The following is a 19,798-nucleotide window of genomic DNA, read 5'->3' on the forward strand; positions in this document are numbered from 1 at the left end:
CCCCCTTGTGACTTCCTGTTTGCGTCCGCCGATGGTTACTTTTCGGCTGTTCGAGCCGCGGGGCGCAGTAGCGTCCGGGCAGACATCCACAATCGAGATCCGCCAGAGAGAGTTTTCCATCCATGCCGTTTCGACTTCCCGCCGCGATCCTGATGGCAGGCCTGTTGCTTGCGACCGGCGCGCTTGCAGGCGAATCCCGGACGCCGAAGGGCGTGGTGGAACTGTTCACCTCTCAGGGCTGTGCATCCTGTCCGCCGGCGGATACGGCTTTCGGTGAACTGGTTGCCCAGGGCGATCTGGTCGCGCTGTCCTACCATGTCGATTACTGGAACTATCTCGGCTGGATGGATACGCTCGGCTCGAAGGAAAATACCGAGCGGCAATATGGTTATGCCAAGACGCTCGGCCGCAGCGGCGTCTGCACACCGCAGGTGATCATCAACGGTCGCGACCATGCCAAGGGCACGGACCTGAAGACGATCAATTCCAAGATCGATTACCTGCGCGACAAGGGCGAGGGCCTGACGGTTCCGGTCAATGCGACGATGCGCGGTGACGAGATCGAGATCGAGATCGGCGCCGGCCAGTCTCAGGATGTGCGCGAGGCCGATGTTGTCGTTGCCTATTTCACCAAGCAGCAGCAGATCGAGGTCACCAAGGGCGAAAACAGCGGCAAGAGCATGAACTACTGGCACAGCGTCTATGACGTACAGTCGGTCGGCATGTGGAACGGCCAGAGCATGACGCTGAAACTGCCCGGCAAGCTCATGGGCAAGTCGAAGAAGGATGGCTGCGCCATTCTTGTCCAGACATCCGGAGCAAATGGCGAGCCGGCGGCTATCCTTGGTGCGGCGGTCCTGATGGTCGGCCGCAAGAAGGAAAACAACTGATCTTTTTTCCGCGCGATTACGGCGGGTCGCGTGCGGCGCCGTGCCACCACACGCGTTTGCGAATCATATTTTGGAGAGCGTGTTGGCGGCCCGATCCAGGATCATTGGGGGGCTGGGGGTAAGGGTCAACGAACCGAACCGGGCCTGATGGCGCCAAGAAACGCGCCAACCAACGCTGCGAAGATGATATGCGAATTCGGCACCGATTTGTCCGAAATGGGGCGAGAATAAAAACCTCTGCCGGGAGGGTGCCTCCATCGGGTGGGCTTGCATTTTCCGCCATCTGGGGCAGACTGTCACCTGTTTGACATGTGAGCCTTTTGGCCGACAAGACCGGAGCATTGATGACCGATCAGCCTGAATTGCCAAGAGGGCAAGGGGGCCAGGGGGGGCAAGAGACAGCCTCCGTCGTCAGCCTCAGCGAATATCGCAAGAACCTCGATCCCGCTCCCGTAACGTTTCACCGCCGCGAACTGGATGCGATTCTCTGGATCTACGGCCGCATGGTCGGCGAGGGGGAATGGAAAGACTATGCAATCGATCACATGCGGGAAAAGGCCGTGTTCTCGATCTTCAAGCGATCGGGCGAAATGCCGCTTTTCCGGGTCGAGAAAAACCCGAAACTGGCCGCCAAGCAGGGCGCCTTTTCCGTCGTCAACACCCACGGCATGATCCTGAAACGCGGGCACGACCTGCAACAGGTTCTCAAGGTGTTCGACAAGGCGCTGAAGCTGATCGACTGAGCAGATCAGCCGGCCCTTATTCCGAGAACAGCGTGCCGGGATAGGTTTTGAGGTCGGGATCCGTCGCCTTGCCGTCTCCGAGCTCGATCTGCATCAGGACGGTATCCAGCCATTTGCCGTGCTTGAAGCCGGTGCCTTTCAGGGTGCCGGTCATCTCGAACCCAAGGCTTTTGTGCACGCCGACCGAGGCCGGGCTGGCGCCGCCGATGACGGCGACCATCTGGCGGAAGCCGAGTGCCTCACAGCGCACCAGCAATTCCTTGAGCAGCGCCTTGCCGACGCCGCGGCCACGCGCTGCCGGTGCGAGATAGATCGAATCCTCCACCAGCCAGCGATAGGCCGGGCGTGTGCGGAAGGCCGAGGCATAGGCGTAGCCGAGAAGCGCGCCGTCCTCATCGCGTGCGGCGATATAGGGGTAACCCTTTGCGGTGATCGCTTCGAAGCGGCTGGCCATCTCCGCCTCGTCAGGTGGCGTAATTTCGTAGCTGGCGGTGCCGGTTAGGACGCTGTCCCGATAGATCTCGGTGATGGCAGCAATGTCGGCGGCAGTCGCGTCTTCGAGATGAAACGTCATGGGCGGGGATACTGAGGCTCAAGCGGTTTTGAATGGGCAGAGACTATGTTTGACCCCGCAGAGCGGCAACAAAAAAAGCGGCCAGAAAGCCGCCTTTTCTGAAATTCTCTTGGTCGTACCGCTTAGTTGTTCCGGTTGCCCAGGAACTGCAGCAGGAAGGTGAAGAGGTTGATGAAGTCGAGGTAGAGCGTCAGCGCACCCATGATGGCCTTGCGGCCCATGACGGCGACGTCGTCGGCTTCGAAATACATTTCCTTGATCTTCTGCGTATCGTAGGCGGTGAGGCCTGCGAAGATCAGCACGCCGATCACCGAGATGGCGAAACCGAGTGCAGACGACTGCAGGAAGATGTTGACCAGCGAGGCGATGATGACGCCGAACAGGCCCATGATCAGGAACGAACCCATGCCCGACAGGCTACGCTTCGTGGTGTAGCCGTACAGCGACAGCGCGCCGAAGGAAGCGGCGGTGATGAAGAAGGTCTGGACGATGCTCTGGGCGGTATAGACCAGGAAGATCGACGACAGCGACAGACCCATCAGCGCGGCATAACCCCAGAAGGTGCCCTGTGCTGCGCTCACGCTCATCTTGTTAACGCGGTAGCTCAGGAAGAACACCAGGGCGAGCGGGGCGAGCATGACGACCCAGCGCAGCGGCGAGCCATAAACGGCAGCGCCAAGGCTGGTCAGCATGATGCCGTTCGGAAGACGTGCAACCGCTGCAGCGGCATCGGTCGTCGTCGCAAGCGCGGACATGCCGAATGCTGCAATGCCCGTGATGGCGAGGCCGATGGCCATCAGGTTATAGACCTTGAGCATGTATGCACGAAGGCCTTCGTCGATCATCGCACCCGACTGGGCGCGAGCCTGCGCCATTCGGTTTTGATAGTTATTGAAGTCAGCCATTGTTTCCTCTTTAAGCTCCGGATTGAATACGGTGTCGGGCCCCCTTTGGTCAGACCCAGGCGCCGCTGCGGAGCTCCAGCAAGCCTGCTATGAAATATGATGCGATATCGCGACACATACAAGGGGTGAGCCGCGCGGTGCGGGCCGCACAGGCTTTCTCAACGTGATTGCACCGTCGATTCGTCCAATTAAGCGATCACAATTCGCGGAGCACGGGCGCTGCCTTCTGCCCCAGTACGCGCCATGTGCCCGCAAGCCCGATGCCGACCGTCAGGACCAGCGAGGCGACGATGGTGATGATCGCCACATCCGGCAGGAAGGTCGATTGCAGATGCATGATCTTCACGACGATGAACCAGGCGGAAATGCCGCCCGCGACCAGTGCAAAGACCGCCGTTGCCGCGCCGAGGATCATGTATTCGTAAGAGAAGGCGCGGATCAGCATGGAGCGTGTGCCCCCAAGCGTCTTCAGGATCACGGCATCATGGGTGCGGGCCCGGTTGCCGGCGGCAAGTGCGCCTGAAAGGACGAGGACGGAGGCGATGAGGGCGACTGCGGCAGCCGCTCGGATGGCGGTCGCCAGCTGGCCGATCAACTGGTCGACGATATCGATCGCATCCTTGACCCGGACGGTGGTGATGGTCGGATAGGCATTGCTGACGGCGCGCAGGGTGGCCGCTTCCTGTTGCGGCGTGGCGGAAGGATCGCTCAGCGTCGCCAGCCAGGCATGCGGCGCACCGCGGAACGTGTTGGGCGAAAACACCATGACGAAGTTGATGGAGAGGTTCTGCCATTCCACCTGCCGGAAATTGGCGATCTTTGCCGTGATGTTGCGGCCGAGAACGTTGACAGTAACCGTGTCGCCAATCTTCAGGCCCAGTTCCTTCGCCTCCTGCGCGGAGAAGGAGACGAGCGGCTCGCCAGCATAATCCGGTTTCCACCATTCGCCTTCGACCAGTTTCGAATTCGACGGCAGGCTTTCCTCATAGGTGATGCCGCGGTCGCCGCGCAGCACCCAGCGTCCGGCCTGCGGCACGTTCATCTGGCTGACATCCTTGCCGTTGAAGGCGAGGATACGGCCGCGCAGCATCGGCACCTGGGTGATGGTTCCCTGCGGGGACTGCTGCTTCAAGATATTGACGAAACCTTGGCGTTCCGTGCCCTGGATATCGACGAAGAAGAAGTTCGGTGCCTTTTCGGCGATGCTGCCGGTCAGCTGGCGGCGCATGTTGCCGTCGATCAAAGCGAGCGTCACGAGGAGCGCGAGGCCCAGGCCGAGTGACAGTACGACGGAAGGCGTGAGCGCTCCGGGGCGGTGGATATTGCCGATCGCGAGCCGCAGCGCGGGGGAATTGACGCGCGGGCTACGCCGGGCGATCGCCGCAATCAGGGCCGCGACGAGGCGCAACAGGACGAAGGCGCCTGCGACGGCGGCGAGAAAGACCCAGGCAATGAAGCGGTCTTCGGCCGAATAGACGGCAAGCGCGGCAAGGGCTGCCAGCGATGCGGCTGCACCGAGCAGGTAAAGCAAAGGCGGCCAGCGGGCGGCATCAAAACTCTGTTCGCGGAAAAGCGCGGTTGCCGGCACACGTCGGGCGTGGCCGAGCGGCAGAAGCGCGAAGGCAATGGTGATGAGCAGGCCGAAGAGCGCTGCGAGAATGAGGGCGCCGGGATAGAAGACCGGGCCTTTTGGCACAGGCAGGACGCCGTCGAGGAAATGCAGGGCTGCGATCGGCGCGATCGTGCCGAGGGCAAGGCCGATCGCGATGCCGATCAGTGCCAGAATGGTGATCTGGAAGAGGTAGATCATCGTCACGACCGAGGCCGGTGCGCCCAGGCATTTGAAGGTGGCGATTGTCGTGCGCTTGGAATCGAGAAAGGCGCGGACGGCATTGGCGACGCCGACTCCGCCGACGATCAGTGCCGTCAGTCCGACCAGCGTCAGGAACTGGCTGAAGCGCTGGACATTTTCGGTCAGCGACGGCGCGGCCCTGTTGCTGGTCCGTACCGACCAGCCGGCGCTCGGAAATTTCTTGTTGGCGCGGTCCGTCAGGGTGGCGCGGATGGCCGGATCGTTGAGCCTGATCTTGTAGGCATGTTCGACAAGGCTGCCGGTCGTGATCAGGCCGGATGCGACCAGCGCATCACGGCTGACCATCAGCCGCGGCGCGAAACCAAAGCCGTCGGACAGGGCGTCTGGTTCGGATTCGACCGTGCCGCGCAGGGTGATTTTTGTGTTGCCGAGCAGGAGTTCGTCGCCCGGCTTGATGCCGAGACGTTCGAGAAGCAGCGGAGCGGCGAGCGCGCCAAAGGTGTCGCCCTGTTTGGCTAGCAGGTCGGAAAGCGGTGCCTGCGGCTCGGAACGCAGCGTGCCATAGAGCGGATAGGCGTCGTCGACGGCTTTCACCTCGACCAGCGCCTGTTCCGATCCGTCCGGCTTGCGGGCCATGGAGCGCAGGCCGGTCGCGACCGAGACTTTTCCAAGACCATCGAAGAAGGCGCGTTCAGCGCCGGTCGCTTCGCGATTGTTGAGCTCGAAGCGGATGTCGCCGGCCAGAAGTTCCTGGCCCTGGCTGGCAATCGCTTCGGTGATCGCCTGCGAGACGGAATTGACGGCGGCAATCGCCGCGGTGCCGAGCGCGATACAGGCGAGAAAAATGTAGAAACCGGCAAGCCCGCCGCGCATTTCGCGCAGGGCCAGCCGGAAAGCGATCCGCAGGCGGTGCAGCGATACGCTCATGCGGAGGCAACCTTGGCGCCGCTGCGCTCATTGCTGTCGCCGACGATCTCGCCGGAACGGACGCGGATCTGGCGGGAGCAGCGGGCGGCCAGCGCGTTGTCATGGGTGACGAGCAGCATGGTCATGCCGCGTTCGGCCTGTTTGGCGAAAAGAAGATCGGCGATCTGCTTGCCGGTCTCGGTATCGAGATTGCCGGTCGGTTCGTCGGCGATCAGCACGGAAGGCGAGGGGGCAAGGGCGCGGGCAATCGCCACGCGCTGCTGTTCGCCGCCGGAAAGCTGGCCGGGATAATGGCTGAGACGTTCGCCGAGGCCGACGGCGGTCAGCTCGCGTCTGGCGATGTCGAAAGGGTTTTTCACATTGGCGAGTTCGAGCGGGACTGCGACGTTTTCGAGTGCCGTCATGTTGGCGATCAGGTGAAAGGACTGGAAGACGATGCCGATATTGCGGCCGCGGAAATCGGCGAGCTTGTCTTCGGAGAGATCATGCAGGGCGGTGTCCTTGATGACGATCTCGCCGCTGTCCAGCCTTTCGAGACCGGCCAGAACCATCAGAAGCGTGGATTTTCCGGAGCCGGACGGGCCGACGATACCGACCGCTTCGCCTGCTGCAATATCCAGATCGATGCCTTTGAGGACATGGACGGAGGCTGCGGCGCTGCCGAGGGTCAAATCGGCGTTCCTCAACGCGATGATGGTTTTAGTCAAAGCGAAGCATCCTATATTGGGGAACCGGGCAGATCGTGCCGCATTGCGGTAAAGGCCAATTTAGGAGACGGATCGTGCGTTTTAAAGCAAGCCTGCTTCAATTCATCGTCATGAGCGCAGTCGCGCTCTCTGGAACCCAGGCTTTTGCGCAAGGGACGCCAAAGGGGGCTCCGGTTCAGCTGGTCGGTTTCGGCGACAGCCTGATGGCCGGTTACCAGCTGGCGCCGACGGAAAGCTATACCGCACAGCTCGAGGCGGCCCTGAAGGCGAAGGGGCAAAACGTCACCATCACCAATGCCGGCGTTTCCGGCGATACGACCTCGGGCGGGCTGGCGCGGATCGACTGGTCGGTGCCGGATGGCACGTCCGGCGTCATTCTGGAACTCGGCGCCAATGATGCCCTGCGCGGCATTTCGCCGGAACAGTCGGAAAAGAACCTCGATGCGATGATCACGCGGCTGAAGGCGCGCAACATCCCGATCTTCCTGATCGGTATCTTCGCGCCGCCGAACATGGGCGGCGATTACGCAGACAAGTTCAATCCGATCTACAAGCGGCTGGCCGACAAATATGCGCTGCCGCTCTACCCCTTCTTCCTCGATGGCGTCGCGACCGTGCCGGGCACGCAGCTGGAAGACGGCATGCACCCCAATCCGAAGGGTGTCGGCATCATGGTGGAGAAGAGCCTACCTGCAGTGGAAACCTTCCTGGGGGCGATCGAAAATAAGGGAAAATAACAGCTTGCACGGAACCTCGTTGCGTGATTCGCTGTTAGCGTCTGCAATAGATTCGAGGAGGTCCCAATGCCGAGACTTTTCACCGCCCTCGAAATTCCACGCAATGTCGCCATGAGCCTCTCGCTTCTCCGGGGAGGAATTCCCGGGGCCCGATGGATCGACGTGGAAAATTATCACATCACCCTGCGTTTTATCGGTGATGTCGATGGACGGACTGCCGACGAGATCGTCGATCGCCTCGACCGTATCGATCGGCCAGAATTCCAGACAACCCTGACCGGTATCGGTTCCTTCGGTTCGAAGAAGCCGCATTCGGTCTATGCAAGCGTTGCACCTCATCCTGAAATGTATGCGCTGCAGGGGGAAATCGAGCGGATCTGCCAGCGTATCGGGCTGCCGCCCGATCCAAGGAAGTTCACGCCGCATGTGACCTTGGGGCGGCTGAAAAACTGCCGTCTCGATGATGTCGTACACTACCTGTCAGGGCGCAGTAATTTCTACACTGCGCCTTTTACCGTTTCACGCTTCGTGCTTCTGTCTTCGAAGGAATCCGTCGGTGGCGGGCCTTATCTGACGGAGGAAGTGTTTCCGCTTCGTGAGCTAAGCTTCGGCAATGTTCACGACGACATGGAGACGGTGAAAAGCTTCTACTGAGGCTTTGGCCGGAGTTTTTGACATGCGTTACGAGACGCTGGATGCGGGCGCCGTGCAGGCGGCGCTCGAAACGGTTGATGGCTGGGCGCTTGCGCCGTCCGGCAAGGCGATCACGCGGACTTTCGTTTTCCGGAATTTCGTCGAGGCTTTCGGCTTCATGACGGAATGCGCACTTCTGGCCGAAAAGCTCGATCACCACCCGGATTGGTCCAACAGCTATTCGCGCGTCGAGGTGTCGCTGACGACGCATGTGACGAAGGGGCTGACCGACCGGGATTTCAAGCTGGCGCAGGCCATGGACCAGGCATTCTTGCGCCGCAATTGAATTCCATCCTGCCATTCCCATATTGCGAAGCGAGTTTTCTGGTGGAGTGACCATGGCTGATACCAACATGGACGACGTGAAGATCGGCGAAATCCTGCTGCCCGGCGACGAGGAAACCCAGGGCCGGCGCGAAAAACAGGTTAAGGCAAAATTCTGGCCGACCCTGAAACGTGCCATGCGGCAGGTCCCGTTCAGCCGCGATCTGGTCGCCGCCTATTATTGTGCCATCGATCCCCAGACGCCGACGCGGGTGCGTGGCCTGCTTCTGGCAGCGCTCGCTTATTTCGTTTTGCCCTTCGATTTCGTGCCGGATTTTTTTGCGGTCGTCGGTTACACGGACGATATCGCGGTTCTGGCCACGGCGCTTCGGATGATCCAGGGCCATATTGCCGACCGGCATTACGATGCAGCCGATGAGGCGCTCGGCACCCATCCCGATATCAAGGCGGATATGCACAAGGCCTGATCGGGCTCCTACCTCAGCGCTCACTCGCCGGAGGCGGGTTCGTCGAGTACGCGGCGCAGGCGCTCGAAGGCGAGCCGGATACGTGATTTTACCGTGCCGAGCGGCAGGCCTGTGGAAGCCGCAATCTCCGAATGGGTCTGACCTAAGAAAAACGCTGCGCGAATAAGCTCCATCTGCTCGTCGGGGATCTGCGACAGCGCCTGACGCACCCGCGCGTCGCGCTCCTCGCTTTCGAACAGGGTATCGACGCCCGGTACCTCGATCAGCTGCAGCAGCGGCTCACGGCCTTCCAGCGTGCGGGTCTTGGCGCGGCGCTGCGCATCGATGCGGCGATTTCGCGCAATGCGGAACAGCCAGGTGGAGAGGCTCGACCGACGAGGATCGTACAGATTGGCGCGATGCCACAGAATGGTCATCACTTCTTGTACAAGCTCCTCCGCCTCGTCGGTTTTCATGCCGCGTTTAGTCAGCCATGATTTCAGGCGGGGTGCAAAATGATCGAAAAGAAGGGTGAACGCGGCTTGATCGCGCGTCTCGGCCACTGCCTTCGTCAAGCGGGCGAAGTGGTCTCTTTCGTCACCTTGCATCTAATCTGCGCTAAGCTTTCCTGTGAAGGCGCATCTCTTACGGGCATTCTAATGTCAACTTGCGAGTTCCGAAAAGGACAAACTCTTGCCCAGATCCTTTGACTTTCGTCAGGTAGAGCCGTCAAGCACGTTTCAGACGGGATATTTAGCCATGCGCAGGACGATCGGCAATCACAGAAATGTGATCAAATCGATACGTACATACCATTCAACCGAAGCTGTTGACGCTTTGGTAACCGGAATTAAGTCAAAATGAACCCAACCATAGCCCGCCTCGAAGGCTTGCCCGCTCGGGCCGTTGAAATGAGAAATTGGCAGGAAATCATGTCGTTCAGAACAGTCGCAATCGCAATGGCACTCACCCTGGCGAGCACCGGCATCGCTTCGGCCCAGACGCCTAACCGTATCCAGCAGTTCAAGGCCTGGGGCGCCTATTCCTACAAGCAGGGCAATAGCACCGTCTGCTACGTGCTGTCCGTTCCGACGACGAAGGAACCGGCAAGCGTCGATCACGGCGATATCTTCTTCATCGTCTCGCAGCGTCCCGGCCAGAACATTTCCTACGAACCGCAGGCCATGGTCGGTTATCCGCTGCAGGCCAATTCCAAGGTCACCGTGACGATCGACAACAAGAGCTTCACGATGTTCACCAAGGACAAGGCTGCCTGGGTGGAGAACGCTGCCGAAGAACCGGCCCTCGTCGCTGCCATGAAGACCGGCCACGGCATGAAGGTCAGCGCGGTTTCCGGTCGCGGCACCAAGACCTCCTATGACTATTCGCTGCAGGGCGTATCGGCGGCGCTGAAGCAGATCGAATCCTGCAAGTAAGCCTTTTTGATTTTTCGCTATGTAAAGGCCGGTCATCTGACCGGCCTTTCGCGTTTAACCAAGAATAGTGACGCGGCGGCATTTTGATGATAAAGCCCGCGGCAACAATGGTCCGGAGCCGAATGCTGCCGGGGCCTTACTGGTTTCACGGATAGACATGCAACGCACGGCGCCGCTCCCAAGGTGCGCGGCGAAGGCATGCTTTGAACGGGATTAAAAGAAATGTCGGTCTCAGAGGTTTTGGCGCCCCTCGCCATCAAGACGCCGCTCGTTGCCAATCCTGACCTCTTCAGCACGAAGCCGTCGCTGATCGGGTTGACGCGCGAAATGATGGCGCAGGCGCTGAATGAAAAGGGCGTACCGGAAAAGCAGGTGCGCATGCGTGTCAGCCAGCTCTGGCACTGGCTCTATATCCGCGGCGTCTCCGATTTCGACCAGATGACGAATGTGGCGAAGGACATGCGCGAAATGCTGAAGACGCATTTCACCATTGCCCGCCCGGAAGTGGTCGAAGAACAGATCTCCAATGACGGCACCCGCAAGTGGCTCTTGCGCTTTCCGCCGCGCGGGGCAGGGCGTCCGGTCGAGGTCGAGACGGTTTATATTCCGGAAGAGGGCCGCGGCACGCTGTGCATTTCGAGCCAGGTCGGCTGTTCGCTCACCTGTTCCTTCTGTCACACCGGCACGCAGAAACTGGTGCGCAACCTGACGGCCGAGGAAATTCTGGCGCAGCTGCTTCTGGCGCGCGATCGTCTCGGTGACTTTCCGGGTGTCGATACGCCGCCGGGCGCTTTCGTGCCGACCGGCGATCGCAAGGTCACCAATATCGTCATGATGGGCATGGGCGAGCCGCTCTACAATTTCGACAGCGTCAAGCAGGCGCTGCTGGTCGCGACCGATGGCGATGGGCTGTCGCTCTCCAAGCGCCGAGTCACGCTCTCGACCTCCGGCGTCGTGCCGGAAATCTATCGCACGGGCGAAGAGATCGGCGTGATGCTGGCGATCTCGCTGCATGCGGTGCGCGACGAGCTGCGCGACATGCTGGTGCCGATCAACAAGAAATATCCGTTGAAGGAACTGATCGAGGCCTGCCGCAAATATCCGGGCCTGTCGAATGCCCGCCGCATCACCTTCGAATATGTGATGCTGAAGGACGTCAATGACAGTCTGGAAGATGCCAAGGCGCTGACGCAGCTCCTGAAGGGCGTGCCGGCGAAGATCAATCTCATCCCGTTCAACCCCTGGCCGGGCACGAACTACCAGTGTTCCGACTGGGCGACGATCGAAAAGTTTGCCGATTTCATCAATCAGGCCGGTTACGCCTCGCCGATCCGCACCCCGCGCGGCCGCGACATTCTCGCTGCCTGCGGCCAGCTGAAGTCGGAATCGGAGCGCATGCGCAAGACCGAGCGCCTCGCCTTCGAGGCGATGATGATCGCCGGACACGGCGAAGACGATGATTGATAAAAGGGCCGGCTTTGCCGGCCTTTTTTATTTCGCTTGGGTCAGGAATATCTTTGCCGCGAAAACCGAGAAGACGCCGGCAAAGGTATAGTCGATGCCGCGCAGCACTTTCGGATTGGCTTGGAGCCAGCCGGCCAGTTTATCGGCCGCGAGGATCGCCGCGACGTTCACCGGCATGCAGATGACGATGAAATAGAAGCCGAAGAAGATCAGCTTGTGCGTCACGGTCGGGTCGCCGGCGGTGACGAATTGCGGCAGGAAGGTCATGAAGAAGATGATGACCTTGGGGTTCAGGAGATTGACCCAGAAGCCGGTCGAGATATTGGCGAGCGCGCTCGTCCTGCCGCCTTCGACACGCTCGACCGAAAGGCTTGAGCCGTAGCGGATGGCCTGGATCGCCAGCCAGAGAAGGTAACCTGCACCACCGGTCTTCAGCAGGAAGAAGGCGGTCGGCGAGGCGGTGATCAGCGCGGAAATGCCGAAGGCGACGAGCAGCGTGTGGCAGACGACGCCCATGCTGGTGCCGAGAACCACGAAAAGCGCCGGCTTCGGCCCCTGTGCCAGCGCGCGGCTGATCGACAGCGTCATGTCCGGCCCCGGCGTCAGCGCCAGAAGAAGGCCGGCGGCGGTGAAGGCAAGGAGGGTGGCAAGGCTGGGCAGGAAATCCATGGAAATCTCGAAAGCCGGGTGATGGGTGGTTTCATTTACCCGGCTTTCGAGTGCTTGCCAATCAGCGCTTGGAGATGAAGGCCTTGGAGGCTTCCTCGTAATCCGGATGCCAGCGTGACAAAGGCGGGCGATTTTCGACGACATCGCCGATCGCCCAGATCATCCGCCGCTCGTCGGTGGCGCGATCGACATCATTGTCGGGGCAGAGGATGTAGAAATCGCCGCGCTCGGCGCTTTCCAGCATGAAGGTGACCGTCTGTTCCGGCGTCCAGGCGCCGGCAGGCTTCTCGGTGCGGTCGCCCTTGGTCATGCCGGTGAAGACGAAGCCGGGGATGAGGAGATGCGCCGTGACATTGCAATTCGGCGTGTTGCGCAATTCGTGCTGCAGCGCCTCGGTGAATGCTTTTACGCCCGCCTTGGAGACGTTGTAGGCGGGATTGCCCGGCGGCGTGGTGATGCCCTGCTTCGAGCCGGTATTGATGATCAGCGCCGGTTCGCCATGGGCGATCATGGCCGGGCCAAAAATGCGGGTGCCGTTGATGACGCCGAGCAGGTTTACGGCAAACGTGCTGTCCCAGCTGGATTGCGCGCCGAAGATCGAGCTTTCCGGACCGATGCCGGCATTGTTCATCAACACATGGACGCGGCCGAAGCGCTGGATCACGGTGCGCTCGAGCGCTTCGATCTCGTCGGGCTTGGAAATGTCGGTGCCGATTGCCGCGACATCGTGCTCGCCGCCTTCGGCAAGCGCCGTCACTTCCTTTGCTGCTTCGGAGAGCCGATCGCCTTCGAGATCGGCAAGGACAACACACATGCCGAGGCGCGCGAATTCCTTGGCGGCGGCAAGACCGATGCCGGAGGCTGCTCCGGTGATGACGGCAACATTGCCTTTCTTCAGAGCGGGATGAGCGATGGCCATTGGAAGTCTCCTCTATGACGCTGCTGTTCAAAGGTTTCGGGCGATATGTTACCATGAGACCGTTTGGTCAACATGACGGGACGTCACAGCCTGAACCCCGTAGGGAGAATCTGATGGGCGAAATCACATCGATCAGCGTGGACGGGGAGCTGGCCGCCTTCGTCGAAGGCCAGGTCAGGGATGGATATTACGCTTCTGCAAACGAGGTGGTGGAAGCGGCGTTGCGGTTGCTGAAAGAGAGCGAAGAGAGCACAGGGGATTGGACTGCGGAGGCGCTTCGAGCCGCAATTGAGGAGGGTGAGGCTTCAGGAGAGCCGGAGCCATTCGACCCGGATGCTTTCTTGGCCGAAATGCACCGCAAACATGTCCGTTGAACGGGATAGATATAAGCTTGCGCCGCGCGCCAGACGAGATCTTGAAGATATCTGGCTCTACACTTTCAAGACGTGGTCCCGCATTCAGGCCGATAGCTATTATGATGATCTGATCGCGGCGATAAAAGCCTTAGCGAATGGCTCAAGGCGTGGAAAGCCGATCGGCGAAGTTCCTGCAGGCTACTTTAGCTTTCTCTCGGGTTCACACCGGATTGTCTACAGACATGCAGGTGGAAGGTTGCTTGTCATCCGCATCCTGCATCAGCGCATGAATGTGCGGCGCCATCTCTAATCTCGTTCGCCCGGTTTCCCTTGCGCGCCTAGATAAACTCGCTAAAAGTTCCGCCATCCAAGATTTTTGCGGTCTTACGGCCGCATCACCCGCAGACGGACATCATCGACATGGCACTTCCGAAAGACGTAAAGAAAGTCGTTCTCGCCTATTCCGGCGGTCTCGACACCTCGATCATCCTGAAATGGCTGCAGACCGAGCTTAATGCTGAAGTCGTCACCTTCACCGCCGATCTCGGCCAGGGTGAAGAGCTGGAGCCGGCCCGCAAGAAGGCCGAGATGCTCGGCATCAAGGAAATCTATATCGAGGATGTGCGCGAAGAATTTGTGCGCGATTTCGTCTTCCCGATGTTCCGTGCCAATGCCGTTTATGAAGGCGTCTACCTGCTCGGCACGTCGATCGCCCGCCCGCTGATTTCCAAGCACCTGATCGAGATCGCCAAGAAGACCGGCGCCGATGCGATCGCCCATGGCGCGACCGGCAAGGGCAATGACCAGGTCCGTTTCGAGCTGTCGGCCTATGCGCTGAACCCGGATATCAAGGTCATCGCACCGTGGCGCGACTGGGCCTTTAAAAGCCGCACAGATCTCCTGAATTTTGCCGAAGCCAACCAGATCCCGGTTGCCAAGGACAAGATGGGCGAAGCGCCGTTCTCGGTCGACGCGAACCTGCTGCACTCCTCGTCGGAGGGCAAGGTTCTGGAAGATCCGGCTGTCGAGGCCCCCGAATACGTGCATATGCGCACGATTTCGCCGGAAGCCGCACCGGATAAGGCAACCACGATCAAGATCGGCTTCAACAAGGGTGATGCCGTCTCGATCAACGGTGTCGCCATGTCGCCGGCAACCCTGCTTGCGACGCTCAACAACTATGGCCGCGACAACGGCATCGGCCGTCTCGACCTCGTCGAGAACCGCTATGTCGGCATGAAGTCGCGCGGCGTCTACGAGACCCCTGGTGGCACGATCCTGCTGGCTGCACACCGTGCGATCGAGAGCATCACGCTCGACCGCGGTGCCGCCCACCTCAAGGACGACATCATGCCGCGTTATGCGGAGCTCATCTATTACGGCTTCTGGTTCTCGCCGGAGCGCGAGATGCTGCAGGCGCTGATCGACAAGAGCCAGGAACATGTCGAAGGCGAAGTGACGCTGAAGCTCTACAAGGGCAATGTCATGGTCATCGGCCGCGAGAGCGAAAAGTCGCTCTACTCCGACAAGCTCGTCACTTTCGAAGACGACCAGGGCGCCTACGACCAGAAGGATGCCGCCGGCTTCATCAAGCTCAATGCGCTGCGCCTGCGCACGCTCGCCAAGCGCAACCTGTCGAAGTAACTGACAGTCTGCCCGATCCTATCAAGAGGCCCGCTTCCGGAAGGTGGCGGGCCTTTTGCGTTACTGGCGCTTGTTGATGATGCGATAGGCGACGTAGCTGCCGACGGCGAGATATTCCATCGCGGGAATGATGGTGCCGATGGAGGTCAGCGGCGCGGCAAAGGCGGAGGCGATCAGGCCGCCGACAAAGCCGCCGCCCATCTGGATGAAACCCATCAGCGCCGAAGCGGAACCGGCAATCTTGGGGAAGGGCGCAAGCCCGGCCGTCACCGTATAGGGGGTGATGAAGGCGATGCCGAATGTCGAAACGCCGACCGGCAGCATGATCGAGAGGAAGGATGGCGGCAGAAGCAGGACCGAGAGCAGCATCATCGTGCCGCCTATGCCGCTGAATGTCAGTCCGATCATCACGGTCGCAGGACCGCTCAACCGTTTCGAGACGAGGCGCAGGGCGATCGATCCGCCGAGATAAGCGCCCGTCTGGATCAGCATGCCGAGGCCGAACTGGGTCGGCGTCAAGCCGACGACGCCGATCATCACGAAAGGCAGCATCGTGCCCTGCGCGTAGAGCGCCCCGATCGCGCCGCCAAGCACCATGGACGGCAGAAGGAAGCGCAGGTCGGTGATCAATGTCGCGTAGGTCGAGATCAGCGTCAGTGGCTTCAGGCGGCTGCGGTCCGGTATCGTCGTTTCCTTGAGGAAGACGAAACAGCTGGCCAGCAGGACAAGTCCGATCAGGACCATCAGGACGAAGATCGATTTCCAGCCGAAGACCGATAGTGACAGGCCGCCGAGGCTTGGTCCCATGGCCGGGCCGATGGCAAGAATGATGCCGATCAGGTTCATGATCCGGGCGGCTTCCGCGCCGACGAACTGGTCGCGCACGGCAGCCCGCGCCACGGTCATGCCGACCGATGCGCCGATGCCCTGAATCAGCCGGCCGGCAAGTATCCATTCGACTGAAGGTGCGAAGGTCGCCATCAGCGAACCCGCCACATAGATCAGCAGGAAGGAAATGCTGGCGAAACGGCGGCCGAAGGCGTCCGAAATAGGGCCGGCGGCCAGTTGCGCGAGGGCAAAGCCGCCGAAATAAAGCGAGAGGCTGAGCTTGATGGCGGCCTCGGTGGTGCCGAAGGCGCGTACGAGTTCCGGCATGGCGGGCGTATAGATCGCCATCGAGACCGGACCGATGGCCGTCAGCATCGCGCCGAGTGTCGCGGTCCTGCGCTCGCTCATGGTGGCCGGTGCCTGGGCGGTCACATTGTCAGCCGTCATGCTTCTAGGCCTGCAACGCAGGCGGCGTATCGAGGGCCTGCAGATTGTTGTTGAACATCGTCAGGGCGTCGCAGAGCTGATGTGCCATCTCCGCGTCCATGCCTTCGGTGGCGCAGGCGATGACTTCCTGGAACTCGCGCCGGATTGCCGTCAGCAGTTCGGCGGATGCCGGCGTCAGCCTTATCCGTTTGGCGCGGCGATCGGCGTCACATTGCTGGCGGTCAATCAGGCCGATTGCCTGCAGCTTGTCGAGATAACCGCAGAGCGTCATCGGCTCGACACCCATGCGTGCGGCGATATCGAGCTGGCGGCTGCCGTCGAGAGTGGCAATGTTCATCAGGGCCCGTGCTTCGCCGGGGGTGAGGCCGAGCCCCGCCTGGGCAATTCGTCGCTCGAAGGCGGCACGCAGCAATCGCGCGGCATCCACCAACAGGAAACCCAATATGTCGACGTCTCGGTCTGGCCGGTTTCCGGGTGCGCTCTTCATAAGGAAGCCTTACTATCTTTCGCCATTGCGGCAAATGAAAAAGCGGGCTTGATCAGGCCTTCATGAAAGCAAGCACGGATTGCAGAATGCTGGCGCGCCGTTCGTCCCCCAGGTTCGAAGCAACTTCCAGCTGATTGCTGTAATATTCCTTGAAATCGAAACCGGTCTCGTCCGTCACATCCGAGAGATCGAGAACCTGGCCGAGCGGATCCACCGCATGGCTCGGCAGATCTTCCGAAAGCGTGAAATAGGTGTCCTGGTCGATATTGCCGGCCTGATAATTTTCAAGCGCGACCTGACGCAGATCACGTGGGGTGATCTGGGAAAAATTGACGGAAGGCCCACTTATAGCGGGGACCTCAAAAATCACCTGGTCCTGCATGAATTTCTGCTGTGTGGGTCTATCGACCTTCACCTGCCGGGTATTATCCTGGTGCAGAAAGCTGCCGGACCAGCGCAAGGAATTAATTTCCATGGCTGTCATCCCTAAATCATCGGGTGCTATGGAAAATACTGAAGAGTCGGTGAGCGTGCAAATGGTTAATACCTGTTAATTATTGTGCATGAATTCTTGTCGATATTACTCGGAAGGCGAGCAGTTAGGCTCCAACCACGAACTGAACATGCGTAATCTTGAAGGATATTCTCATGGCAAATCTATCGGTTAATCCTGCACTGGTGAAATGGGACGGCCACAAGGGCCTGCCGCGTTTCGACCAGGTCGGCGATCAGGACTTCGCACCCGGCTTCGAGGCGGCGCTTGTTGCCCACGAGGCGGAGATCGATGCGATCGCCAACAATCCGCAGGCGCCGACTTTCGACAATACGGTCGTGGCGCTGGAAATTGCCGGCGACGAGCTGTCGCGCGTTTCGGCGCTGTTCTGGGGCAAGGCCGGTGCCCATACCAACGAGACGATCCAGGCGCTGGAACGCGAGATCGCGCCCAAAATGTCGCGCCATTATTCGAAGATCGGCATGAACCCGGCTTTGTTCGCACGCATCGATGCGCTTTGGGAAAAGCGTGGCGCGCTTGATCTTTCGGTGGAGCAGGAGCGGGTTCTGGAACGCCACTGGAAGGGTTTTGTCCGCGCCGGTGCGAAGCTGCCGAAGGCGGAACAGGAGCGGCTTGCAGATATCAATGAAAAGCTTGCCGGCTTTGGTGCGCGGTTTGGCCAGAACGTTCTCGGCGACGAAAAAAGCTGGTCGCTGAAGCTGACGGACGAGGCCGATCTTGACGGCCTGCCGGGGTTCCTTAAGGACTCCATGGCTGCTGCCGCCCGTGACGCTGGCGATGCGGATGGTTATGCCGTCACCCTGTCGCGCTCGATTATCGAACCGTTCCTGACGTTCTCCACCCGCCGCGATCTACGTGAACAGGCTTTCAAGGCCTGGGTGGCGCGCGGCGAAAATGGCGGTGAGCGGGACAATATCGCGATCATCCGCGAAACGCTGGCGCTCCGGGCCGAAAAGGCGAAGCTCCTGGGTTACGACAGTTTTGCTGCGCTGAAGCTCGACAATACGATGGCGAAGACGCCGGATGCGGTGAACGGCCTTCTGCGCAAGGTCTGGGCGACGGCGCGCAACAAGGCGTTGGAGGAAGAGGCAAGCCTCGGCAAGCTGATCGCGGAAGAGGGCAAGAATCATCCGGTCATGCCCTGGGACTGGCGGCATTATGCGGAGAAGCTGCGCGAGCGGACCTTCTCCTTCTCGGAATCCGAACTCAAGCCCTATCTCCAGCTCGAAAAGATCATCGAGGCCTGCTTCGATGTCGCCGGCCGCCTGTTCGGCATCAAAGCGGTGCCGGTCAAGGATGCGGCTGCCTATCATCCTGACGTTAGAGTGTTCGAGATCCGGGCCGAAGACGGTTCGCTGAAAGCGCTGTTCCTCGGCGATTATTTTGCCCGGTCCTCGAAACGCTCCGGCGCCTGGATGAGCTCCTTCCAGTCGCAGCACAAGCTGACCCTGAAGAACGGCTCGGTCGGCGAGATCCCGATCATCTACAATGTCTGCAATTTCGCAAAGCCTGCGGAGGGCAAGCCGGCGCTGCTGTCGATCGACGATGCCCGCACCCTGTTCCATGAATTCGGCCACGCGCTGCATGGTATGCTGTCGGATGTCACCTATCCGTCCGTCTCGGGTACCGGTGTCGCACGCGATTTCGTCGAACTGCCGTCGCAGCTTTACGAACATTGGCTGACCGTCCCGGAGATTTTGGAAAAATACGCCGTGCATTATGAGACCGGCGCACCGATGCCAAAGGATCTGCTCGACAAGGTTCTGGCGGCGCGCACGTTCAATGCCGGTTTCAATACGGTCGAATTCACGTCCTCGGCGCTGGTCGACATGGCGTTTCATACGCGCGGTGCCGTCGAGGATCCGATGGCGGTGCAGGGTGAGGTTCTGGCAGAACTTGGCATGCCAGCCTCGATCGTCATGCGGCATGCGACGCCGCACTTCCAGCATGTGTTTTCCGGTGATGGCTATTCGGCCGGCTACTATTCCTACATGTGGTCGGAAGTGCTGGATGCCGATGCCTTCTCCGCCTTCGAAGAGACCGGCAATGCGTTCGATCCGGTCACGGCGCGCAAGCTGAAAAACAACATCTATTCGGTCGGCGGTTCGATCGATCCGGAAGAAACCTACAAGGCCTTCCGCGGCAAGCTGCCGGATCCGACTGCAATGCTGAAGAAGAAGGGACTTGCCATGCTGGAGGAGCTGGCCGGCAGCGATGCCTGATGCCAATCCCGGCATGGCCGAAACTGTCATCTGATTGTCATGAAATTGTAACGTGACCGTCATCTAAGCCCCATAAGGAACCGGCATCGCCC

The 19,798-nt window shown here is 60.2% G+C and carries 22 protein-coding genes; 12 read left to right on the forward strand and 10 right to left on the reverse strand.

Annotation, left to right across the window (positions count from 1 at the left end):
• Positions 1–122 precede the first annotated feature (122 nt).
• Both FHW37_RS22580 and FHW37_RS22585 read left to right on the forward strand, forming a co-directional pair.
• Positions 123–890: a DUF1223 domain-containing protein gene (locus FHW37_RS22580; RefSeq protein ID WP_145640481.1), complete on the forward strand. Its 768-nt coding sequence runs from the start codon at positions 123–125 to the stop codon at positions 888–890.
• A gap of 344 nt (positions 891–1,234) precedes the next feature.
• Positions 1,235–1,633 (forward strand): DUF2794 domain-containing protein, encoded by a 399-nt coding sequence (locus tag FHW37_RS22585; protein ID WP_145640482.1) that lies wholly within the window; start codon positions 1,235–1,237, stop codon positions 1,631–1,633.
• A gap of 16 nt (positions 1,634–1,649) precedes the next feature.
• Here the strand turns inward: FHW37_RS22585 and FHW37_RS22590 are convergent, their stop codons facing one another.
• The 4 genes from FHW37_RS22590 to FHW37_RS22605 form a co-directional block, all read right to left on the reverse strand.
• On the reverse strand, positions 1,650–2,207 hold the full coding sequence (locus FHW37_RS22590; RefSeq protein WP_145640484.1) for a GNAT family N-acetyltransferase: 558 nt from the start codon (positions 2,205–2,207) through the stop codon (positions 1,650–1,652).
• A gap of 122 nt (positions 2,208–2,329) precedes the next feature.
• Positions 2,330–3,112, reverse strand: coding sequence for a Bax inhibitor-1/YccA family protein (locus FHW37_RS22595; RefSeq protein WP_145640485.1), 783 nt, complete (start codon positions 3,110–3,112; stop codon positions 2,330–2,332).
• A gap of 196 nt (positions 3,113–3,308) precedes the next feature.
• Complete coding sequence (locus tag FHW37_RS22600) at positions 3,309–5,852, reverse strand: ABC transporter permease (RefSeq protein WP_145640487.1); 2,544 nt, start codon at positions 5,850–5,852, stop codon at positions 3,309–3,311.
• A complete protein-coding gene (locus FHW37_RS22605) occupies positions 5,849–6,559 on the reverse strand; it encodes an ABC transporter ATP-binding protein (RefSeq protein ID WP_145640488.1) in 711 nt (236 codons plus the stop codon). Before FHW37_RS22605 ends, FHW37_RS22600 begins: the two co-directional genes overlap by 4 nt.
• Before the next feature lie 74 nt (positions 6,560–6,633).
• Between FHW37_RS22605 and FHW37_RS22610 the strand changes: the two genes are divergently transcribed.
• From FHW37_RS22610 to FHW37_RS22625, 4 genes are all read left to right on the forward strand, one after another.
• Complete coding sequence (locus FHW37_RS22610) at positions 6,634–7,296, forward strand: arylesterase (RefSeq protein ID WP_145640489.1); 663 nt, start codon at positions 6,634–6,636, stop codon at positions 7,294–7,296.
• Between the two features lie 66 nt (positions 7,297–7,362).
• The gene (thpR, locus tag FHW37_RS22615) at positions 7,363–7,950 is read left to right on the forward strand and encodes an RNA 2',3'-cyclic phosphodiesterase (protein ID WP_145640491.1); all 588 of its coding nucleotides are present in this window, start codon (positions 7,363–7,365) and stop codon (positions 7,948–7,950) included.
• A gap of 22 nt (positions 7,951–7,972) precedes the next feature.
• A complete protein-coding gene (locus tag FHW37_RS22620) occupies positions 7,973–8,275 on the forward strand; it encodes a 4a-hydroxytetrahydrobiopterin dehydratase (RefSeq protein ID WP_145640492.1) in 303 nt (100 codons plus the stop codon).
• Positions 8,276–8,342: 67 nt separating this feature from the next.
• Positions 8,343–8,741, forward strand: a complete 399-nt coding sequence (locus tag FHW37_RS22625) for a YkvA family protein (RefSeq protein ID WP_145640799.1) — start codon at positions 8,343–8,345, stop codon at positions 8,739–8,741.
• A gap of 20 nt (positions 8,742–8,761) precedes the next feature.
• On the opposite strand, the gene FHW37_RS22630 is transcribed toward FHW37_RS22625, so the two are convergent.
• Positions 8,762–9,328, reverse strand: coding sequence for a sigma-70 family RNA polymerase sigma factor (locus tag FHW37_RS22630; RefSeq protein WP_145640494.1), 567 nt, complete (start codon positions 9,326–9,328; stop codon positions 8,762–8,764).
• A gap of 324 nt (positions 9,329–9,652) precedes the next feature.
• On the opposite strand from FHW37_RS22630, the gene FHW37_RS22635 reads away from it, so the two are divergent.
• Complete coding sequence (locus tag FHW37_RS22635; RefSeq protein ID WP_145640495.1) at positions 9,653–10,156, forward strand: invasion associated locus B family protein; 504 nt, start codon at positions 9,653–9,655, stop codon at positions 10,154–10,156.
• A gap of 222 nt (positions 10,157–10,378) precedes the next feature.
• Positions 10,379–11,620, forward strand: a complete 1,242-nt coding sequence (gene rlmN / locus FHW37_RS22640) for a 23S rRNA (adenine(2503)-C(2))-methyltransferase RlmN (protein WP_145640497.1) — start codon at positions 10,379–10,381, stop codon at positions 11,618–11,620.
• Between the two features lie 27 nt (positions 11,621–11,647).
• Here the strand turns inward: rlmN and FHW37_RS22645 are convergent, their stop codons facing one another.
• Both FHW37_RS22645 and FHW37_RS22650 read right to left on the reverse strand, forming a co-directional pair.
• Positions 11,648–12,289: a LysE family translocator gene (locus FHW37_RS22645; protein WP_145640499.1), complete on the reverse strand. Its 642-nt coding sequence runs from the start codon at positions 12,287–12,289 to the stop codon at positions 11,648–11,650.
• Between the two features lie 61 nt (positions 12,290–12,350).
• A complete protein-coding gene (locus FHW37_RS22650) occupies positions 12,351–13,208 on the reverse strand; it encodes an SDR family NAD(P)-dependent oxidoreductase (RefSeq protein ID WP_145640500.1) in 858 nt (285 codons plus the stop codon).
• Between the two features lie 113 nt (positions 13,209–13,321).
• Here FHW37_RS22650 and FHW37_RS22655 point away from each other — a divergent pair, with 113 nt between their 5' ends.
• The 3 genes from FHW37_RS22655 (at position 13,322) to FHW37_RS22665 (ending at position 15,208) form a co-directional block, all read left to right on the forward strand.
• Entirely contained in the window at positions 13,322–13,582 is a 261-nt protein-coding gene (locus tag FHW37_RS22655) for a type II toxin-antitoxin system ParD family antitoxin (protein ID WP_145640502.1), read from the forward strand.
• Positions 13,572–13,874, forward strand: coding sequence for a type II toxin-antitoxin system RelE/ParE family toxin (locus FHW37_RS34670; protein WP_145640504.1), 303 nt, complete (start codon positions 13,572–13,574; stop codon positions 13,872–13,874). Before FHW37_RS22655 ends, FHW37_RS34670 begins: the two co-directional genes overlap by 11 nt.
• 110 nt (positions 13,875–13,984) lie before the next feature.
• Positions 13,985–15,208, forward strand: coding sequence for an argininosuccinate synthase (locus FHW37_RS22665; protein WP_145640505.1), 1,224 nt, complete (start codon positions 13,985–13,987; stop codon positions 15,206–15,208).
• Positions 15,209–15,268: 60 nt separating this feature from the next.
• Here the strand turns inward: FHW37_RS22665 and FHW37_RS22670 are convergent, their stop codons facing one another.
• The 3 genes from FHW37_RS22670 to FHW37_RS22680 are packed head-to-tail and all read right to left on the reverse strand — an operon-like array spanning position 15,269 to position 17,445.
• Positions 15,269–16,444, reverse strand: a complete 1,176-nt coding sequence (locus FHW37_RS22670) for a multidrug effflux MFS transporter (protein ID WP_145640800.1) — start codon at positions 16,442–16,444, stop codon at positions 15,269–15,271.
• A 43-nt stretch (positions 16,445–16,487) separates the two neighbouring features.
• Positions 16,488–16,970, reverse strand: coding sequence for a MarR family winged helix-turn-helix transcriptional regulator (locus tag FHW37_RS22675; protein WP_145640507.1), 483 nt, complete (start codon positions 16,968–16,970; stop codon positions 16,488–16,490).
• Positions 16,971–17,022: 52 nt separating this feature from the next.
• Complete coding sequence (locus FHW37_RS22680; protein ID WP_145640509.1) at positions 17,023–17,445, reverse strand: hypothetical protein; 423 nt, start codon at positions 17,443–17,445, stop codon at positions 17,023–17,025.
• Positions 17,446–17,618: 173 nt separating this feature from the next.
• Here FHW37_RS22680 and FHW37_RS22685 point away from each other — a divergent pair, with 173 nt between their 5' ends.
• The gene (locus FHW37_RS22685; protein ID WP_145640510.1) at positions 17,619–19,706 is read left to right on the forward strand and encodes a M3 family metallopeptidase; all 2,088 of its coding nucleotides are present in this window, start codon (positions 17,619–17,621) and stop codon (positions 19,704–19,706) included.
• Positions 19,707–19,798: the final 92 nt, after the last annotated feature.

The sequence above is a fragment of the Neorhizobium alkalisoli genome (assembly GCF_007829835.1).
Classification (GTDB): domain Bacteria; phylum Pseudomonadota; class Alphaproteobacteria; order Rhizobiales; family Rhizobiaceae; genus Neorhizobium.

Excerpts from the sequence above, each read along its gene's own strand:
- FHW37_RS22580 (WP_145640481.1), top strand. The coding sequence starts at position 123 with ATGCCGTTTCGACTTCCCGCCGCGATCCTGATGGCAGGCCTGTTGCTT.
- FHW37_RS22585 (WP_145640482.1), top strand. The coding sequence starts at position 1,235 with ATGACCGATCAGCCTGAATTGCCAAGAGGGCAAGGGGGCCAGGGGGGG.
- FHW37_RS22590 (WP_145640484.1), bottom strand. The coding sequence starts at position 2,207 with ATGACGTTTCATCTCGAAGACGCGACTGCCGCCGACATTGCTGCCATC.
- FHW37_RS22595 (WP_145640485.1), bottom strand. The coding sequence starts at position 3,112 with ATGGCTGACTTCAATAACTATCAAAACCGAATGGCGCAGGCTCGCGCC.
- FHW37_RS22600 (WP_145640487.1), bottom strand. The coding sequence starts at position 5,852 with ATGAGCGTATCGCTGCACCGCCTGCGGATCGCTTTCCGGCTGGCCCTG.
- thpR (WP_145640491.1), top strand. The coding sequence starts at position 7,363 with ATGCCGAGACTTTTCACCGCCCTCGAAATTCCACGCAATGTCGCCATG.
- FHW37_RS22620 (WP_145640492.1), top strand. The coding sequence starts at position 7,973 with ATGCGTTACGAGACGCTGGATGCGGGCGCCGTGCAGGCGGCGCTCGAA.
- FHW37_RS22625 (WP_145640799.1), top strand. The coding sequence starts at position 8,343 with ATGGACGACGTGAAGATCGGCGAAATCCTGCTGCCCGGCGACGAGGAA.
- FHW37_RS22630 (WP_145640494.1), bottom strand. The coding sequence starts at position 9,328 with ATGCAAGGTGACGAAAGAGACCACTTCGCCCGCTTGACGAAGGCAGTG.
- FHW37_RS22635 (WP_145640495.1), top strand. The coding sequence starts at position 9,653 with ATGTCGTTCAGAACAGTCGCAATCGCAATGGCACTCACCCTGGCGAGC.
- rlmN (WP_145640497.1), top strand. The coding sequence starts at position 10,379 with ATGTCGGTCTCAGAGGTTTTGGCGCCCCTCGCCATCAAGACGCCGCTC.
- FHW37_RS22645 (WP_145640499.1), bottom strand. The coding sequence starts at position 12,289 with ATGGATTTCCTGCCCAGCCTTGCCACCCTCCTTGCCTTCACCGCCGCC.
- FHW37_RS22650 (WP_145640500.1), bottom strand. The coding sequence starts at position 13,208 with ATGGCCATCGCTCATCCCGCTCTGAAGAAAGGCAATGTTGCCGTCATC.
- FHW37_RS22655 (WP_145640502.1), top strand. The coding sequence starts at position 13,322 with ATGGGCGAAATCACATCGATCAGCGTGGACGGGGAGCTGGCCGCCTTC.
- FHW37_RS34670 (WP_145640504.1), top strand. The coding sequence starts at position 13,572 with ATGTCCGTTGAACGGGATAGATATAAGCTTGCGCCGCGCGCCAGACGA.
- FHW37_RS22665 (WP_145640505.1), top strand. The coding sequence starts at position 13,985 with ATGGCACTTCCGAAAGACGTAAAGAAAGTCGTTCTCGCCTATTCCGGC.
- FHW37_RS22670 (WP_145640800.1), bottom strand. The coding sequence starts at position 16,444 with ATGAGCGAGCGCAGGACCGCGACACTCGGCGCGATGCTGACGGCCATC.
- FHW37_RS22675 (WP_145640507.1), bottom strand. The coding sequence starts at position 16,970 with ATGAAGAGCGCACCCGGAAACCGGCCAGACCGAGACGTCGACATATTG.
- FHW37_RS22680 (WP_145640509.1), bottom strand. The coding sequence starts at position 17,445 with ATGGAAATTAATTCCTTGCGCTGGTCCGGCAGCTTTCTGCACCAGGAT.
- FHW37_RS22685 (WP_145640510.1), top strand. The coding sequence starts at position 17,619 with ATGGCAAATCTATCGGTTAATCCTGCACTGGTGAAATGGGACGGCCAC.